The following is an 18003-nucleotide window of genomic DNA, read 5'->3' as shown; positions in this document are numbered from 1 at the left end:
GCCCGCGAGCGGCCGGGGCCCGTGCCGGGCCGGCCTGTGGTCGTCCTGACCTTAACGACTACTCGGGCAGCCGGAGTTCCAGGTCGGCGCGGGGCGCGACACCCTCCCGGGTGAGGGCCTCCAGGAGCGGGGCGACGGCGCCGCGCCCGGGGAGCTGCGCCTCGGGGTCCACGTCGTGCCAGGGGGCGAGGACGAAGGCGCGTTCGTGGGCGCGCGGGTGAGGGAGGGTCAGCACCGGGTCGTCGGAGACGACATCGGCGTACGCCACGATGTCCACGTCGATGGTGCGCGGCCCCCAGCGTTCGTCCCGGACCCGGTGGAAGGCCTCCTCGACGGCGTGGGCGCGCTCCAGGAGCGAGGACGGCGGGAGGGTGGTCCTGAGCACCACGACCGCGTTGAAGTACGAGGGCTGGCTGCCCGGTTCGACGCCCCAGGGCTCGGTCTCGTAGACGGGGGAGACGGCCTTGACCCGGACGCCCGGGGTGTCCTCCAGGGCGTCGACGGCTCCCTGGAGGGTCTCCAGGCGGTTGCCCAGGTTCGAGCCGAGGGAGATGACCGCGCGCTTGGGGTTGCTCAGGGTCGTGTCGGCGGCGTCGACCTGCTGGACCACGGAGGCGGGCACCGGCTGGACGGTCGGGTCGCTGTGACCCTCGGTGAAGGAAGCGGTCATACTCGGCTCCGGATGATCGTGACGGTCACGTCGTCGAAGGGGACCGTGATGGGTGCGTCCGGTTTGTGGACGCAGACCTCGACCTCCTGGACGCCGTCGTGCTTGAGACACGTCTGGGCGATGCGCTCGGCGAGCGTCTCGATGAGGTCGACCGGCTCGCCCTCGACCACCGCGACGACCTCTTCCGCCACGATGCCGTAGTGCACGGTCTTCGCCAGGTCGTCGTCGGCCGCGGCCGGGCGGGTGTCCAGGCCCAGCGTCAGGTCCACGATGAAGGTCTGGCCCTCCTCGCGTTCCTTCTGGAAGACGCCGTGGTGCCCGCGGGCCTTGAGGCCGCGCAGCGCGACACGATCCACGCGAATCACTCCTGCAATCGTCGGTGAAGGCCGTCCTGCTCCGAGTGCGGTCGGTGCACGGGCCTCGAACGAATCTACCTGCGGGCGCGGACAACGCTCGTCCACGGGGACGGCCGCACCGGTGAGGCCACGAGGCTTCACCGGGCGTTTCCCCGGGGGAACGCGGCGGCTCACGGTCCGGTAGCGCCGCCCCTACCCCGGTCCGGCGGTTCCAATCACCTTTCGTCTCCCGGGCTCCCCCAGGGCCCGCCCGGCGGGCCCCGGGGCACTCAGCCGGGCGTGTCCTCGTCCTCGTCCTCGCCGGACTCGGCCAGGACCGGGGAGGCGTGGTGGGACCAGAGCTTCCAGCCGTCGGCCGTACGGCGGAACACGTTCGTGGCGACGACCAGCTGGCCCACGAGCGGGCCGAGCTCGTCGCCGTCGTCGGGGGCGGGGCCGCCGCTGAGGATGTTCTCGGTGCAGGTCACCAGCGCCGTGTCGCCGGACACGCTGACGCGCACGTCGGTGAGGAAGAACTGGATGTACTCCGTGTTCGCCATGATCAGCGCGTACGAGCGGAGCACCTCGCCGCGGCCGTTCAGGACGGGCCAGCCGGGGTGGACGCAGGACACGACCGCGCCCTCGCCCTCGAAGTCGTCGTCGGAGGTGTCCAGCGGGACCAGCCACAGCGAGGACAGCTCCTCGAAGTCGCCCCGCTCCATCGCCTCGTAGTACGCCGTGTTGGCGCGTTCGACCTGCTCGACATCGGTCCGCGGTGTGCTCACCGGGCTCCCTCTGCGGCCGGACCGCCGGCGGGGCCCGTCGCCCCGCCGGTGCGGGCGCCCTCGACGGCACGGGCGACCCGTACGGCGTCGGCGGTGGCCCGTACCTCGTGCACGCGGACCGCCCAGGCGCCCTGCTGGGCGGCTATCGCCGAGACGGCGGCGGTGGCGGCGTCGCGCTCGCGCGCGGGCGGCGGGGCGCCCTCGGGGCCCGCCAGGACCCGGCCGAGGAACCTCTTGCGGGAGGCGGCGACCAGCATCGGGTGCCCCAGGGCGCGCAGCCGGTCGAGGTGGGCCAGGAGGGCCAGGTCGTGCTCCGGGTCCTTGGAGAAGCCGAGCCCGGGGTCGACGACGATCCGGTCGGGGGCGATCCCGCCGGCCAGGACGGCGTCCACGCGCGCGCGGAGCTCGTCCAGGACCTCCGTGACCACGTTCTCGTACGTCCCCTGGACGTTGCCGCCGGCGAGGAAGCCGCGCCAGTGCATGACCACGAAGGGGGCGCCCGCCGCGGCCACGGCGGGGATCATCGCGGGGTCGGCGAGGCCGCCGCTGACGTCGTTGACGAGGGCGGCGCCCGCGGCGAGGGACTGCTCGGCGACGGAGGCGCGCATGGTGTCCACGGAGACGGTGACGCCCTCGGAGGCCAGGCCGCGCACGACGGGGATGACCCGCTTGAGCTCCTCGGCCTCGTCCACGCGGGTGGCCCCGGGGCGGGTGGACTCGCCGCCGACGTCCACGAGGTCGGCGCCCTCGGCGACCAGGCCGAGGCCGTGCTTGACCGCGGCCGTCGTGTCGAACCAGCGGCCGCCGTCGGAGAAGGAATCAGGGGTGACGTTCACGACCCCCATGACCGCGCAGCGGTCCCACGTCGGCAGCCCGGCGACTCGCCCGCGCCCGCGCTCAGTACTCATACGTCCAGCCTAGGCCTCCCGGGGGAACCCTCATCGCCCCTTGCCGGGTCCCGGCGTCCCGCGGACCGGGCCCGAGGGCGCGGCCCCGTCCGCCCGCGTGCCGCGGCAGCGGCCTCCCAAGGTGCCCCGGACCGCCCGCACGGCCCCTCCGCGCCGGCCTCCGAGCGGCCCCGGACCGCCCGGCACGGGCCCTGAACGGCCCGTGTCCCGCCTCCGGGGAGACGGGACACGGGTGGGGAACGGTGCGGGACCGGGCCCGCCGGACACGCCCTAGGCCGCCCTGACCCCCCGGTCCGTCGTCGCGTGGGCGCAGGGGCGGGGAGCCGGGGTGCGGCGGCGCAGGATCCGCGGGAGGGCGAGGTTCACGAAGCCCTCGGCCTGCATGGCGGCCAAGCCGATGCGGGGGAGGTCGCGAGAGGCCGCGTAGACCACGAAGCGCGGCTCCCAGCGCGGGCGGAACTTGGCGTTGAACTTGTACAGCGACTCGATCTGGAACCAGCGGGACAGGAACACCAGCAGCCCGCGCCAGGCACGCAGCACCGGTCCCGCGCCGATCTTCTCGCCGCGCGCGAGCGCCGAGCGGAACATCGCGAAGTTGAGCGAGATCCGTTCGATGCCGAGGCGGGGGGACGCCTGGAGCGCCGCCACGATGAGGAGTTCGTTCATGCCGGGGTCGGCCGCGCGGTCACGGCGCATGAGGTCCAGCGACACGCCGTCCGGGCCCCAGGGGACGAAGTGCAGGACGGCCTTCAGGTCGCCGTAGGGGCCGGGGGGATCGTCGGCCTTGTGCGCCGTGGCGATCAGACAGTCGCCGTCGGACGGGTCACCGATACGGCCGAGCGCCATGGAGAATCCGCGTTCGGTGTCGGTGCCGCGCCAGTCCTCCGCCGCGCGCCGTATCCGTTCCAGCTCGCCTTCGCCGAGGTCACGGATGCGCCGTACCCGGGTTTCGTAGCCCGCGCGTTCGATGCGCTTGACCATCTGGCGCACGTTGCGCATCGCGCGCCCGGACAGGGAGAAATCCGCGACGTCCACCACCGCCTCGTCCCCGAGTTCGAGGGCGTCGAGGCCGGTCTCGCGGGTCCACACCTCGCCGCCCGTCTCCGAGCAGCCCATGACGGCGGGCGTCCAGGAGTGGGCCTTGGCCTCGTCCATGAAGCGCTCGATCGCGCCGGGCCAGGCCTCCACGTCGCCGATGGGGTCGCCGCTGGCGAGCATCACCCCGGAGACGACCCGGTAGGTGACCGCCGCCTTGCCGCTGGGGGAGAAGACGACCGCCTTGTCACGGCGGAGCGCGAAGTGGCCGAGGGAGTCGCGGGCGCCGTGCCGCTCCAGCAGGACGCGCAGCCGGGCCTCGTCGTCCTCCGTGAGCCGTGCGGCGGGGTGTTCGGGCCGGAAGGCCAGGTAGATCGTGGTGACGGCGGTGAGCCAGCCGAGCGCGCCGAGGGAGAAGGCGACGGTCCAGGACGTGGGTCCCGCGTAGTCGACGGGGCCCTCGAAGCCGACCAGCCCGTACAGGACGTGACTGATGCGGTCGGCCAGGCTCGGGTCGCCGATCATGCGGTCCTCGTGGACGCTGACGATGACGAGTCCGAGGACGAGGGAACCGGCGCCCATGAGTACGAAGTTGGCGAGCGCGCGCCAGCGGCTGCGCGGATCGGGCAGCGCGGCGAACTCGTCGCGGTTGCGCAGCAGCGGTGCGAGCAGCGCGGCCGAGATGACGACGCCGATCACCGAGTGGCGGTACGCGAACTGCGCGGCGGCACCCGCCGGCAGCAGCAGGACCGCGGCGCGCCACGCCCGGCGCTTGCGGCGCCGCAGCCCGTGGGCGAGCAGCAGCAGGAGCACGCCGGCGCTGAGCGAGAGCGCCGCGGCGAACGGCCCGAACGAGCCGGGCAGCACTTCCGCGAGGGCGTGCATACGGCTGTGACGGAAGCGCGGGAAGACGCCCGCGGCGATGTCCAGGAGACCCACGAGGGTGCAGGCCCTGGCGACCAGGGCGGGGACGGCCTCCGGGCTCGGACCGCGCAGTACGCGCCGTGTCCGGCCGGTCCGGCCTGGAACCCCACCCGACAATTCCCCATCTATCCTGACAGACATCGCATCCCGTGGTTCCGCGAGAGACCTTGAATCCGGTGCCATTCCGGCATCCGGCGACATTGCGCCCTCTAGGACGGTGTCTTGGGGAGACAGGTTCACTCCCTTCCGGAAAGCCGTTTCAAAAGGCAAGGAAAGTCCAGGGCAAGGACTCGCCAATGCGCGGGACGGACCCGGACGGAAAGCGCAGGCGGAGCAGCCCATGGGTCTCACGAGCAACAAGGTGCTGGCATTGGTGGTCCTGCTCGCCGTGCTGCTTTTCATCGGCACGGTGTGGTGGTGGCCGCGGCTCGCCCGACGTACCTGGTGGTCCGTCAGCGGGCGGGTGGGTCTGCTGCTCGCCACCCAGGTGCTGCTGTTCGCCTCGGTGGGGCTGAGTGCCAATCAGGCGTTCGGGTTCTACGCCAGCTGGGCGGACCTCATGGGCCAGGAGCGCGGCGAGGGCGTGGTCGTCGACCACAACGGCGCGAGCGGTCCGGGCGGCGGCCCGCTCCAGGTGGTGGACACCGAGCAGGTGATGGTCTCGGGCGGGGCCCGGCCCGGCACCGGCGGCCAGATCCAGAAGATCGACATCGTCGGCCGGACGACCGGCATCGCGACACCGGCGTACGTCTATCTGCCGCCCGAGTACTTCCAGCCGCAGTACCGCACCCGTACGTTTCCCGCGGTCACGGTGCTGACCGGCTATCCCGGAACCGCCCGGGCGCTCATCAAGGCACTGCACTTCCCGCAGACGGCGAATCGTTTGGTCAGGGAGGGCAGGACCCAGCCGATGATCCTCGTGATGCTGCGGCCGACGGTCGCGCCCCCGCGGGACACCGAGTGCGTGGACATCCCCGGCGGCCCGCGGACCGAGTCCTTCTTCGCCAAGGACCTCCCCGAGGCCGTGTCGGACCACTACCGGGTGGGCAGGAATCCCCGGAGCTGGGGCGTGATCGGCGACTCGACGGGCGGGTACTGCGCGCTGAAACTGGCCGTCCACCATCCCGGGGTGTACGCGGCGGGCGCCGGACTGTCGCCGTACTACAAGGCGCCGATCGACCGGACGACGGGCGATCTGTTCCGCGGCGACAAGGCTCTGCGCAACAGTGCGGACCTGCGCTGGTACCTGCGGAACAAGCCCGCGCCGGACACCTCGCTCCTCGTCACCAGCAGCAGGGTGGGCGAATCCAACTACCGGGCCACGCTGGACTTCATAGACCTCGTGAAATCCAAGGGGCTCACCCGGATCTCGTCGATCATCCTCGACAGCGGCGGCCACAACTTCAACACCTGGCGGCGGGAGATCCCGGCGACGCTGCAGTGGATCAGCGGACGGCTGAGCGACCGCTGACCGGGGCCCGCGCCGGTGCCGCCACCGGCCCCGGCGCGGGGAGGGACGCCGCCGCGAGCGGCTCCGGCGCGCGGAAGGACGGTGCCCGCGAGCGACAGGTGAATTGGGCCGCCCGGCGCGGGGAAATGCCGCCCGGCGGGGGAATGCCGGGCGCCGGTCATTCCGATTCGGTGAACTTCCGGAGCCGCCGGAATTGATCGAGGAGCCGGTGGGACAGGGGGCGCGGCGGGCTTTGTGGGACAAGTAGTGTGCTCTGTAGCCGCTCGGTACAGGACAAAGCCTCCGGGGAAGCCGGGTTTTTACCGCGCGGGGCACCAAGATTCGCCTACGCGCGGTAAGTTTCTGGCCATGCCACGTGGACGCCACCGCCATTCCCCGCCCTTGCACAGGGTGCTGCCTTCCTCGGCGATCGCCGGCGTGTCGCTCGTCTTCGCCATAGGGCCCTGGCTGTTCACGGACGCGTTCGCGCTCCGTGTCCTGGCCGCCGGTGCCGCGGCGACGGCGGTCGTCAGCGCGGTCGTCCTGCGCCAATGGGACACCGCGGCGGGCAAACGCGTCGCCGATCTCACGCGCGCGCGGGCGAGCGACGAGTGGCGCCACGAGGAGCGCGTCGCCGAGCTGGAGACGGATCTCGACGAGTCGCGCGAACTGCGGGCCAAGCTGGAGCAGAAGCTGCGCGCCAAGCGCACCGAACTGGCCGGCCTGCGCAACGAACACGCGGCGCTGCTGCGGCGGTACGCCACGGCGGAGACCGAGCGGGCCACCGCCCTGGAGGGACGCCGGCAGCTGGCCATAGAGGCATCGGTTCCGGCCCGTGCCCTGCCGGCCGCGCGGACGGCCCCGGACGAGATCGAGGCCGCCGACTCCGCCGAGGTGACGGACACCCACGAGACGGCGGGTGCCCTCGAGGTCACCGAGCCGGCCGACTCCTCCGAGGCCGTCGACCAGACGGAGGCGCCCGAGGAGACCGGGACCCCGGACGGACCGGACGGGACCGAGGCGGCACCGTCGCCCGAGTCGTCCGAGTCCACCGAGTCGCCCGAGTCCTCCGACGGGCCGGCGGAGCCCGAGGGCTCCACGGACTCCGAGGACGGGGCGCCCGGTTCCGGCGGCGGGTCGGACGACGCCATCGAGGCCTTCATGGCACCCGACGACGACACCGCCCTCCCGGACGCGCACGACGACCAGGACGCCAAGGCCGAGGCCGCCCCCGAGGTGTTCTCCCCGGCCGGCTCCTCGCTCTTCCTGCGGGCCGGAGCCGCGCTGAGCCGCATCGCGGGTGAGACGGAGGGCACCGGCACGGCCGGGACGTCCGTGGCCCTCGCGCTGCCGGACGCCGAACCCCGTCCGGACGAGGCCGGTTCGCTGACCGACCTGCCCGCCCCCAACGGGTCCGCTCTGGACGCGGCCGTCCAGAGGGACGCGGCGGCGAAGAAGCGCGCTGCGCTGCAGAAGGGCGCGGCCGCCACGAAGGAACTCGTCGCGACCCGGGACCGCGCGGCGAACGGCGAGCAGGCCCCGAAGAGCGCTCCGGCCACCGGGACGGGTCCGGCACCGGACTCCGCGGCGGAGGCGGGTGGGGCGCAGGGGAAGCCCGAGGCGGCCCGCGAGCACCAGCGCGCGGCCGCCGACGCCGAGCCGTCGTCGCCCGCAGCACCCGACACCTCCCGCCGGGCCGTGGCGGCACCGCCGGCCCGGGCGGCGCTTCCGCCGGCCAGGCCCGCCCAGCGCACCGGTCACTTCACCGTGCCGACGGCGGTGGCCGTCGTCCCGCAGACCGCGCCGGTGCGGCGCCCTCCGGTCGAGGGAGGGTTCGACTTCTTCGGTACGCAGAAGGAGGAGGCGGACGCCGCGGTGGAGGCCGTGCAGAACGAGGACCTCGCCGACGTGGTCGGCCAGGAAGCGCTCGCGGTGCACGAGGCCGAGTCCGCGGGCGGGGCTTCGGAGGGTGGCGACCGTCAGGTCATCGACCTGACCGAGCACGACGAGACCGAGCACATCGACATGACCGGGCTGCGGAGCGCGGCTTCCTGAGCCGGCCGGCCGCCGGACGGGCGTGACGACGTGGGGGGCAGTGGCATGACGCCACTGCCCCCCACGCGTTTCCCGCGCCACGCCCGGAGGCCGCCCCGCCGCTCATCGCCGACCGGCCCGATCCGCCACGCCCATCCCTGACCGGCCCGGTCCGGTCCGCCCCGCCACCGGTCGGCACGGCCCAGTTTGGGCCGGCACGGCCGAGCCCCGGTCGGCACTGTCCAGCGCCGGTCGGCACAGCCCATCCTGCGTCGGCGCGGCCCAGCTTGGGGCGGCGCGGCCGAGCCTCGGTCGGTACCGTCCAACCCTGGTCGGTACGGCCCAGCTTGGGCTGGCACCGTCCAGCACCGTCCAGCCCCGGTCGGCATGGCCCGGCACCGACCGGGACCACCGGCACCGACCGGGACCACCCGGCACCGGCGGGGACCACTCGGCATCACCCTGCACCGACCGGGACCGCCCGGCACCGGCCGGGACCACCCGGCATCACCCTGCACCGACCGGGACCGCCCGGCACCGACCGGGACCGGCCGGGACCACCCGGCATCACCCTGCACCGACCGGAACCACCCGGCACCACCCCGCACCGACCGGGGCGCCCGAGACACACGGGGCACGCTCCGCGGGCGGACCTTCCCCGGGCGGCTCCGGCCCGGACCTCGCTTCCGGCGCACACGTCAGCGCAGACGTGAACCCCGCCCGTTGTGAACGTCAGCAGGGACGGGGCGGCGCGATGACCAGTGCGGCCCGGACACGGGCACGGCTCGGCCCGGGCCCGGACGCGGGCGCGGCTCAGGCCATCCAGCGGTCCGGCGGCGCCTCCCGCCGCCCCGTGCGGGACCGGTCCGCCTGCGCCCGGAGCAGCTCCGCCGCCTCCCCGGCGTCCCGCAGCCGTGCCGTCACCGTCTTGCCGGCCCCCGCGTCGACGTGGACGTCGGCGAGCCCCTTGAAGCGCTCCCAGGGTCCCTGCGTCAGCCGGACGCTCTGCACCTTGGCGTGCGGGACGAGGTGGAGACGGCGCCTCAGGAGCCCGCGCCGCGTGGCGAACACGGCGTCGGTGACGGCGAGTCCGTACCCGCGCCACCGGAGCGGCGCGCACCAGCCGGCCCGCCGCGGCGGCCGGGCCGGCAGCGCGGGGACGGTGGTCCCGGGGAGCACAGCGGCGATCACGGCGTACGCCACCTCGCGCGGGGCGACGGGCACGAGGACCGCGTTCGACGACCCGGCCACGTCCAGTTCGACGCGCACCCAGCGGCCGCGCCACAGCAAGGGCTCGACGATCCTCACGGTCTGCACGCGTCCCGGCGGCACCGTCTCGTGCGCCCGGTCCAGGAGCCCGTGGTCGATGCGCAGCCCGTCGGGGGACTCGCCCACCGTCCAGTCGTACTCGCCGACGAACCGCCCGACGCTGCTCGCGCCCGCCGCGCCGAGCAGGGGCAGCCCGGTCGCGAGGACCGTCCAGGCGCTGTGCGTGGCGAACCACAGGAGCGTGGGGACGACGAGGGCGGCGGCCAGGGAGGCCCAGGTGGTGCCGGTGAGCAGCACGGAGGCCGCGAGGACGCCGGGCGGGACGTGCAGCAGCGGCCGCACCGGTGCCTCGCCGACCTCGGAGGCCGCCTCGGGCGCGAACCCGGCTGCCCGGGCCAGGAGTTCGGCGCGCAGTCGGCGGGCCTCGCCCTCGCCCAGGTAGGCGAGTTCGTCCTTGTCGTCGGTCCCGACGACGTCGAGCTTGAGCTTGGCGACGCCCGCGACCCGGGCCAGCAGGGGCTGGGTGATGTCGACGGCCTGGAGCCGTTCGAGCCGGATGTGGGCGGTGCGGCGGAACAACAGGCCGGTACGGATGCGCAGTTCGGTGTCGGTCACCGCGAAGTGGGTGAACCACCAGCTCAGGAAGCCGTAGAGGGCGGCGCCCGGGACGATCACGGCGAGGCCGACGAGCAGCGCGGTCGTGGTGAGCCGGGTCAGCTGCTCCTGCGCCTGGCCCGGGTCGTGGACGGCCCAGCCGGCGAGGACGGCGACCGGCGCCCAGGCGCGCCGGAACGGGGTCACGGGATGCAACCGCCGCTCGGACAGCGGCCGTTCACCCAACCCCGCGGCGGAGTCCCCGGGCACGGAGTCCCCGTCGCCGCGTACGGAACCGCCGTCTTCGCGCACGGAGTCCCCGTCGCCGCGTACGGAACCGCCGTCGCCGCGTGCCGAGCCGCCGTCGTCCGGTACGGAGCCGTCGTGGCCCGCCCCGGCCGTCGGGGAGGGGAAGCCGGCAGGTCCGGAACCGGCCGCGGCGTCCGGGAGGCCGCCGGGCACGGCGGCCGGGCGGGCCGAGGTGTCCGGGACGTCAGGGTGGGCCGGGAGGTCCGGGAGGTCCGGGCGGGCCGAGGCGTCCAGGTGGGCCGGGAGGTCCGGGTCGGCCGATAGGTCCGGGGAGACCGAGGGGTCCGGGGAGGCCGTGCTCACAGGCCCGCCGATCGGGCCTCGCCCAGCTCGGTCAGCCGGTCCCGCAGTCGCTCCGCCTCGGCCGGGTCGAGCCCCGGGATGCGCGCGTCGGTGGCCGCGGCGGCCGTGTGCAGTTGCACGCCGGCGAGCCTGAAGTGACGTTCCAGCGGACCGGAGGTCACCTCGACCAGCTGCATGCGCCCGTACGGCACGACGGTCTCCTCACGCCACAGCACGCCCCGGCTGATCAGCAGGTCGTCGGCGCGTTCCGCGTACCGCCAGGAGCGCCAGTTGCGCCCCAGCATGTGCCAGCCCCACCCGGCGAGGACGAGCGGCAGCAGGGCGAGGGCCACCCAGCCCGGTGGTGCGAACAGCGCGAGGAGCACCCCGGCGACGACCGCCAGGAGTCCCAGCCACACCACCAGCAGCAGTCGTCGCATGCGCAGCAGCCCCGGAGGCAGTCCGGTCCAGACCGGCTCCCCCGGCGCGTTCCCCTCGGTCCGTACGCTCCCCGTCTCCATGAGGCAAGCGTACGTAGGGGAGACTGGGGCCATGACTCCTACGACGGAGACCGTGGTCGGGATCGGCGGCGCCGCCGAGAGCACCGACATGGTGCTCAACATCGGCCCGCAGCACCCCTCGACCCACGGCGTGCTGCGCCTGCGGCTCGTACTGGACGGCGAGCGGATCCAGCACGCGGAGCCGGTCATCGGCTATATGCACCGCGGCGCGGAGAAGCTCTTCGAGGCGCGCGACTACCGTCAGATCATCATGCTCGCCAACCGCCACGACTGGCTGTCGGCGTTCTCGAACGAGCTGGGCGTCGTCCTGGCCGTGGAGCGGATGCTCGGCATGGAGGTCCCGGCGCGCGCGGTGTGGATGCGCACGCTGCTCGCGGAGCTGAACCGGGTCCTGAACCACCTGATGTTCCTCGGGTCCTACCCCCTGGAACTCGGCGGGATCACCCCGATCTTCCACGCCTTCACCGAGCGCGAGGAACTGCAGCACGTCATGGAGGAGATCTCCGGCGGGCGCATGCACTACATGTTCAACCGCGTCGGCGGCCTCAAGGAGGACCTTCCGGCCGGATGGGCCACCCGCGCGCGTGCCTGCGTCGCCGCGCTGCGTTCGCGCATGGACGTGTACGACGACCTGGTGCTCGGCAACGAGATCTTCCGGGGCCGGACCCGCGGGGTCGGCGTCCTCGCGCCGGCGGCCGTGCACGCGTACGGCGTGAGTGGCCCCATCGCGCGGGCCTCCGGAGTGGACTTCGACCTGCGCCGCGACGAGCCCTACCTCGCCTACGGGGAGCTCCAGGAGACCCTGAAGGTCGTCACCCGCGAGGACGGCGACTGCCTGGCCCGCTTCGAGTGCCTCCTGGAGCAGACGCACAACTCCCTGGACCTCGCGGACGCCTGCCTGGACCGGCTGGCCGAGCTGCCGCCCGGCCCGGTCAACCAGCGCCTGCCGAAGGTGCTGAAGGCGCCCGAGGGGCACACGTACGCCTGGACCGAGAACCCGCTCGGCATCAACGGCTACTACCTCGTCAGCAAGGGCGAGAAGACCCCGTACCGGCTGAAGCTGCGGTCCGCCTCCTTCAACAACATCCAGGCGCTCACCGAGCTGCTGCCCGGGACGCTGGTCGCCGACATGGTGGCGATCCTGGGGTCACTGTTCTTCGTGGTCGGGGACATCGACAAGTAGGGCCCCGCGGCCGGGAACGCCGACCACGCCGGGCACGTCCGCGAGGAGGGCCTCGCGCAGGGCGCTGTCCGTGGGGCCCTGGAGCCCGTCGGGGAGGCCGACGGGCTGGAGCAGCCAGCCGAAGTCGCCGAGCCCGCCCGGCGCGGTCAGTTCCGCCGCTTGGCCGGCGCCCGCGAGGGCCCGCACATAGGCGGCCGGGTCCGTGGACGCCAGGGCCAGCGGGGGACGGGCGCCGCTCACGCCCAGCGCGCCCAGGGCCGCGCGCTGCGTCACCACGCGTCCGCCGGGCAGGGCGCACGCGTCGAGCGCCACGTGGGCGGTGATGTCGCACGAGCCGTCCGGCACCGGTGCGGTCTCGCGTCCCTCCCGGAAGCCGGTGAGGGTGCCGAAGGGCGGCCGTCCGCCCGCGAAGTGCGCGTAGTCGACGGCGACGGCGAGACCCCGCTCCAGCGCGGCCACGGCCCCGGCCCAGGCGCGGTCCCGGGGGAGCCCGATCTCGGCCCGGGCGCCCTCGGCGGGCGTGAGGGGCGCTCCGGCGGAGCCGCCCGCCCCCGCCGGACGGGACGCCTCGTCCCGATCCGGCGCCGGTCCGTCACCGGCCGGCGGCCACCACCAGGTCCGCAGCCAGCGGGCGTCCTCCCCGGTGACGGGGTCCCCGAGCCGCTCGGTGCCGTCGTCGCGGACGAGGACCAGGCGGGGCACCGCGTCCCCGTCCGTCTCGGCGACGTCCACGGGCACGTTGTCCAGCCACTCGTTGGCGAACAGCAGCCCGGTGACCCCCCGCGGCGGCTCGGCGAGCCAGGAGACACGGGGGTCGAGACCGGCGGGCCCCTCCGCCCGCTCGACCGCGTACGCGCGCGTGCGGGCTGCGACATCCTGGGGCAGCGCGGCGAGGACGGCGGTCACCAGCTCGCCGCGGCCGGCCGCCATGTCGACGAAGGCCAGCGGGTCCGGCCGGCCGAGCGCCGTGTCGAGACGGCACAGCAGCCGGGCCACCGCGCCCGCGAACAGCGGGGAGGCGTGCACCGAGGTCCGGAAGTGCCCGGCCGGTCCCTCGGCCCTGCGGTAGAACCCCGAGGGCCCGTACAGCGCCTCCTCCGTCGCCTCGCGCCACCCACGCCACTCATCAGCCGCCGCACGTTCCACGGGGCCAGGCTAGGCGCTGGTGCCCGCAGCGGCCGTCTCCGGGCGGCCGCCCCCCGGTCGGTACGGCTCCCGCTCGCACCCCGGCCCCCGCCCTCTCCGAAGGGGTTCCCCGAAGGTCCCGGAGCGGGGGGCATCCACCTTGGGGAGTACGAGGGACGGTCCCGGATCGGTCCTCCGGTTGACCCGAGCACACCGCACGCCTCCCTACTCTGGGTTACGTGCAGCGCCTCTATGACCTTCTCCGCAGGTACCCGACATGGGTCGACAGCTTCTGGGCCGTCGCCCTGCTCGGGATCTCCTGGGTGAGCATCAGCAACGTCAACGGCGCCGCCGACGGGCCGTCGTCGACGGCCGTGGCGCTCCCGATCGCCTTCGCGCTGAGCGCGGTCGTCGCGCTGCGCCGCCGGATGCCCGAGAAGATGCTGGTCCTGGCCGTCCTGGCGGGTCTCGCGCAACTGATCCTGGACGTCCCGCCGGCGCCCGAGGACTTCGCGATGCTGGTGATCATCTACACCGTCGCCGCGAACGGCGCGGGCTGGGCCTCCCGGCTCGCGCTGATCGGCGGCCTGTGCGCGGGCACGGTCGCCCAGCTGCGCTGGCCCGTGCACGGGACCAGCGGCGCGGGCGGTGTCTTCATAGCGATCTTCCAGACCGTCCCGTTCGCGCTGGCCTGGGTGCTCGGCGACTCGATCCGCACCCGCCGCGCCTACCTCGCGCAGCTGGAGGAGCGGGCCGCCCGGCTGGAGAAGGAGCGCGAGGCGCAGGCCAAGGTGGCGGTCGCCGCCGAGCGCGCCCGGATCGCGCGCGAGCTGCACGACGTCGTGGCGCACAACGTCTCGGTCATGGTGGTGCAGGCCGACGGCGCCGCCTACGTCATGGACACCGCCCCGGAGCAGGCCAGGAAGGCGCTGGAGACCATCTCGGGGACCGGCAGGCAGGCCCTCGCCGAGATGCGCCGGCTCCTCGGCGTCCTGCGCACCGGCGAGCACCAGGAGAGCGGCGAGTACGTTCCGCAGCCCGACGTCGAGCAGCTCGACGACCTCATCGAGCAGTGCCGCACCTCGGGCCTGCCCGTCGACTTCAAGGTCGAGGGCACCCCGCGCCCCCTGCCCAGCGGCGTCGAACTCACGGCGTACCGCATCGTCCAGGAGGCGCTGACCAACACCCGCAAACACGGAGGCCCGAACGCGGGCGCCAGCGTCCGTCTGGTCTACTTCGACGACGGCCTCGGTCTGCTCGTCGAGGACGACGGCAAGGGGGCGCCGCACGAGCTGTACGAGGAGGGCGGCGCCGACGGGCAGGGCCACGGCCTGATCGGCATGCGGGAGCGCGTCGGCATGGTCGGCGGCACCCTGGACGCGGGGCCCCGGCCCGGCGGGGGGTTCCGCATCAGCGCCCTGCTGCCGCTCAAAGCGGCCCACTGACACCTGTACACACCCCGGTCCCCGCGACCGGCCGGCCCGTACGCACCCGGTCGCGACGACCGGTCCGACGAAGTGAAAGGCCCCCCGATGGCGATCCGCGTGATGCTCGTCGACGACCAGGTGCTGCTGCGCACCGGCTTCCGGATGGTGCTGGCCGCCCAGCCGGACATGGAGGTCGTGGCGGAGGCGGGCGACGGCGTCGAGGCCCTGCAGGTGCTGAGCGCCACCGCGGTCGACGTGGTCCTGATGGACGTCCGCATGCCGAAGCTCGACGGCGTGGAGACCACCCGCCGCATCTGCTCGGACCCGAACCCGCCGAAGGTGCTGATCCTCACCACCTTCGACCTCGACGAGTACGCGTTCTCCGGGCTGAAGGCGGGCGCCTCCGGCTTCATGCTCAAGGACGTGCCCCCGGGCGAGCTGCTCGCCGCGATCCGCTCCGTGCACAGTGGTGACGCGGTGGTCGCCCCGTCGACCACCCGGCGCCTCCTCGACCGGTTCGCGCCGCTGCTGCCCAACGCCGGCAAGGAGCCCCAGCACAAGGGTCTGGAGCGGCTCACCGACCGCGAGCGCGAGGTCATGATCCTGGTCGCGCAGGGGCTGTCGAACGGGGAGATCGCGGCCCGCCTCGTCCTTTCGGAGGCCACCGTGAAGACCCATGTGGGGCGCATCCTCACCAAGCTGGGGCTGCGCGACCGCGTCCAGGTGGTCGTCCTCGCCTATGAGACGGGGCTCGTCAGGGCGGGCGGCCTCGGCTGATACGAGGGCGGGCCGGGCGTGACCGGGACGTGACCGGCGCGCACTAGGGTCTGCGCATGCTCCTGTGGATCAACGGGCCCTTCGGGGGCGGCAAGACACAGACCGCACACGAGATCCGGCGCCGGCTGCCCGGCAGTGTCGTCTGCGACCCGGAACACGCCGGGTTCGGCCTGCACCGCATGCTCCCACCCGAACTCCGAGGCGATTTCCAGGACTTGGTGTCCTGGCGGCAGGGAGTGGTCGAGGTGCTCGACCTCGCGCTCGCCCAGCGGGACGGGGTCGTCATCGCCCCCATGACCGTCACGAACCCCGTCTACTTCGGGGAGACGGTCGGGCGCCTGCGTGAACTCGGCCACGACGTACGGCACTTCACGCTGCTGGCGGAGCGCGAGACGGTCCTGCGCAGGCTGCGCGAACGCGGATTCGGGCACCTCGTGGGGCGGGTCGCCGGCAAGGACACCCCGTTGCGGCGCGAGAGCTGGGCCGTGGGACAGCTGGACCACTGTCTGGAGCGGCTGCGGGAACCGGAGTTCGCCGAGCACCTGTGGACCGACCGGACCACGGTCGCCAGGACCGCCGACCGGATCGCCGTCCTCGCCGGCCTGACGCTCGCCCCGAACCGGGACGGAGCCCTGCGCGGCCGCCTACGACGGACGACCACGAGCATGCGCCACATCCGCTTCGATTGAGCCGGCCGCGGATTTCCGCGCGAGCCACGGCCGCCACCCCGAAGCACCCGCACCCGGCGACGCACACGAGGGGCCGCTCCGCTCGGGGCCGTGCCGGTACATCGATGCCCGTCGCCACTAACGTCCACATCTCCGTCCGACGGCGACGGGCTGATGCACCGGCACGGCCCCGACCCACCCACCACCCGAGCCGACCACGTGTGTCAGCGCAGCAACCCCTCCAGGAAGTCGCTGCCCAGCCGTGCCACGACGCCCACGTCGAGCTGGTGCAGCACGTACCGGCCGCGGCGGCGCGTGGTGATCAGGCCCGCCTTCTTCAGCACGCTCAGGTGCCGGGATATCTCCGGCGCGGTCATGCCGTGCACCTGGGCCAGCTCGCCGGTGGTGTACGCGCTGCGGGCCAGGTGACGGCAGATGCGCATCCGCACCGGGTGGGACAGCGCGGTCATCCGCAGGGTGAGCTGCTCCACGGAGGGCGGAGCGGAGAGCTCGGGGGAACTGACGGGGTAGTGCAGCACGGGCTGCCAGCGGTAGCGGTGGAGCACCATCAGGTGCGGGCGGCCGAGGCTGGTGGGGACGAGGAGCAGCCCGCCGTCGGCCGTGACGGTGCTTCCCTCGGTCAGCTTGTCGACGGTGATGATCCGGGCCGTCTCGTCCAGGGAGAGGGCGGAGGAGACGGAGGCCAGCGCCTCGGCCAGGCCCTTGTGCCGGAGCAGGTCCGTCTTGTGACGGGCCTCCGCGGCCAGCGGGTGGCGCAGCCGGGACCAGGTCTCGGCGAAGAAGGCCTCGTCGCAGTCCTCCAGGAACTGCCGCAGCCAGGCCCGCACACCCGGCGGGTCGACCAGCAGCCGCTCGGTGAACCGCGTCTGCTGCGGCCCGCGCGAGGCGGCCAGGTCCACCGCCCGCCGCCGCACCTCGGGGTCGGACAGGGCGTGCGGCCCCTCGGAGCCGTACGCCAGCGCGCAGGTGAACTCCAGGGCCGCGTCCACGAACTGCTCGTCCGTGAGTTTGTCCAGCAGGTCGAGGTCCTCGGCGAGCGTGCCGCCGGGCAGCGAGGCCCCGCCCGGAATGCCGGCGCACGGCAGGAACAGGTCCGAGAACGTCGTGCGCCACAGGAAGTCCGCCTCGCACATCCGGTCCGCGAGATGGGGATCGAGCCCGGCGGTCACCCCCGCCGCCCAGCCCTGCAGCCCGGGGTGGTGCCCGGGCTCCGCCAGCGCGTGCAGGGCCATCCCCAGCTCGGCCAGCGGGGAGGGCACGACGGCGATCCGCTCCGGCCGCAGCCCGCCGATGTCGATGCGCACGCTCATGCCCCCATGGTGCACCCCGCCACGGACAGCGGCCGCCGCCGATTGACGGCGGCCGTCAATCGGAGCGACAGCCGCTGTGATCAGGCGCAACCTGGGACGACCGGGGCGTCTCGCGGGGCTCCCTCGGACCCTGGCCCTCGTCCCGAGAGGGGATCGGTCATGAGCATCACCCAGCAGTACCTCCTGGACGGCTACCGGGCCGCGCAGCACGGGGAGGCCGCCCCTCCGGCTCCAGGCAGCCACGACTGGGAGACCGCGAGGGCACTGCGCGACTACCGCCGGTTCCGGGCCGTGCTGGCCGGCCGGCCGGCGACCGGCCGACTGCGCGGCGCACTGAGCCGCCTGCTGCACGGCCGACGGCCCGCCCACTGAGGCG

At 74.0% G+C, this 18003-nt stretch carries 16 protein-coding genes; 7 read left to right on the top strand and 9 right to left on the bottom strand.

Features of this window, described 5'->3' with window-relative positions; translation table 11 throughout:
• Positions 1–58: 58 nt before the first annotated feature.
• From folK to IO36_RS34525, 5 genes are all read right to left on the bottom strand, one after another.
• Positions 59–670, bottom strand: a complete 612-nt coding sequence (gene folK, locus IO36_RS34545; RefSeq protein WP_037625944.1) for a 2-amino-4-hydroxy-6-hydroxymethyldihydropteridine diphosphokinase — start codon at positions 668–670, stop codon at positions 59–61.
• Positions 667–1026 (bottom strand): dihydroneopterin aldolase, encoded by a 360-nt coding sequence (gene folB, locus IO36_RS34540; RefSeq protein WP_037625942.1) that lies wholly within the window; start codon positions 1024–1026, stop codon positions 667–669. Before folB ends, folK begins: the two co-directional genes overlap by 4 nt.
• Positions 1027–1295: 269 nt before the next feature.
• Positions 1296–1790, bottom strand: a complete 495-nt coding sequence (locus tag IO36_RS34535; RefSeq protein WP_037625940.1) for a nuclear transport factor 2 family protein — start codon at positions 1788–1790, stop codon at positions 1296–1298.
• Positions 1787–2698 carry a dihydropteroate synthase gene (gene folP / locus IO36_RS34530; protein ID WP_063764934.1) on the bottom strand — a complete coding sequence of 304 codons (912 nt, stop codon included), beginning with the start codon at positions 2696–2698 and terminating at the stop codon, positions 1787–1789. Before folP ends, IO36_RS34535 begins: the two co-directional genes overlap by 4 nt.
• A gap of 270 nt (positions 2699–2968) precedes the next feature.
• Positions 2969–4774, bottom strand: coding sequence for a phosphatidylglycerol lysyltransferase domain-containing protein (locus IO36_RS34525; RefSeq protein WP_037625935.1), 1806 nt, complete (start codon positions 4772–4774; stop codon positions 2969–2971).
• Between the two features lie 223 nt (positions 4775–4997).
• Between IO36_RS34525 and IO36_RS34520 the strand changes: the two genes are divergently transcribed.
• Positions 4998–6128 carry an alpha/beta hydrolase gene (locus IO36_RS34520; protein ID WP_037625933.1) on the top strand — a complete coding sequence of 377 codons (1131 nt, stop codon included), beginning with the start codon at positions 4998–5000 and terminating at the stop codon, positions 6126–6128.
• A gap of 348 nt (positions 6129–6476) precedes the next feature.
• Positions 6477–8162, top strand: a complete 1686-nt coding sequence (locus tag IO36_RS34515) for a hypothetical protein (protein ID WP_107065870.1) — start codon at positions 6477–6479, stop codon at positions 8160–8162.
• 792 nt (positions 8163–8954) lie between these two features.
• Here the strand turns inward: IO36_RS34515 and IO36_RS34510 are convergent.
• Positions 8955–10274 (bottom strand): PH domain-containing protein, encoded by a 1320-nt coding sequence (locus IO36_RS34510; RefSeq protein ID WP_037626001.1) that lies wholly within the window; start codon positions 10272–10274, stop codon positions 8955–8957.
• Between the two features lie 338 nt (positions 10275–10612).
• Positions 10613–11116 (bottom strand): PH domain-containing protein, encoded by a 504-nt coding sequence (locus IO36_RS34505; protein ID WP_037625931.1) that lies wholly within the window; start codon positions 11114–11116, stop codon positions 10613–10615.
• 31 nt (positions 11117–11147) lie between these two features.
• On the opposite strand from IO36_RS34505, the gene IO36_RS34500 reads away from it, so the two are divergent.
• A complete protein-coding gene (locus IO36_RS34500) occupies positions 11148–12299 on the top strand; it encodes an NADH-quinone oxidoreductase subunit D (RefSeq protein WP_037625929.1) in 1152 nt (383 codons plus the stop codon).
• Here IO36_RS34500 and IO36_RS34495 read toward each other — a convergent pair.
• On the bottom strand, positions 12264–13445 hold the full coding sequence (locus IO36_RS34495; protein ID WP_037625928.1) for an SAM-dependent methyltransferase: 1182 nt from the start codon (positions 13443–13445) through the stop codon (positions 12264–12266). The two genes, IO36_RS34500 and IO36_RS34495, sit on opposite strands and share 36 nt — an antisense overlap.
• A 218-nt stretch (positions 13446–13663) precedes the next feature.
• On the opposite strand from IO36_RS34495, the gene IO36_RS34490 reads away from it, so the two are divergent.
• From IO36_RS34490 to IO36_RS34480, 3 genes are all read left to right on the top strand, one after another.
• On the top strand, positions 13664–14869 hold the full coding sequence (locus IO36_RS34490) for a sensor histidine kinase (RefSeq protein ID WP_037625926.1): 1206 nt from the start codon (positions 13664–13666) through the stop codon (positions 14867–14869).
• 87 nt (positions 14870–14956) lie between these two features.
• On the top strand, positions 14957–15628 hold the full coding sequence (locus tag IO36_RS34485) for a response regulator transcription factor (protein ID WP_037625924.1): 672 nt from the start codon (positions 14957–14959) through the stop codon (positions 15626–15628).
• A 56-nt stretch (positions 15629–15684) separates the two neighbouring features.
• Entirely contained in the window at positions 15685–16317 is a 633-nt protein-coding gene (locus IO36_RS34480; RefSeq protein ID WP_037625922.1) for an AAA family ATPase, read from the top strand.
• A gap of 203 nt (positions 16318–16520) precedes the next feature.
• On the opposite strand, the gene IO36_RS34475 is transcribed toward IO36_RS34480, so the two are convergent.
• Positions 16521–17627, bottom strand: a complete 1107-nt coding sequence (locus tag IO36_RS34475) for a DUF5937 family protein (RefSeq protein WP_037625920.1) — start codon at positions 17625–17627, stop codon at positions 16521–16523.
• Positions 17628–17786: 159 nt separating this feature from the next.
• Between IO36_RS34475 and IO36_RS34470 the strand changes: the two genes are divergently transcribed.
• Complete coding sequence (locus IO36_RS34470) at positions 17787–17999, top strand: hypothetical protein (protein WP_037625917.1); 213 nt, start codon at positions 17787–17789, stop codon at positions 17997–17999.
• Positions 18000–18003: the final 4 nt, after the last annotated feature.

The organism is Streptomyces aureus (assembly GCF_000725495.1).
Taxonomy (GTDB): Bacteria; Actinomycetota; Actinomycetes; order Streptomycetales; family Streptomycetaceae; genus Streptomyces; species Streptomyces aureus_B.
Note: the sequence above shows the minus strand (reverse complement) of the source record. Positions and strands in the feature narration are given on the sequence as shown.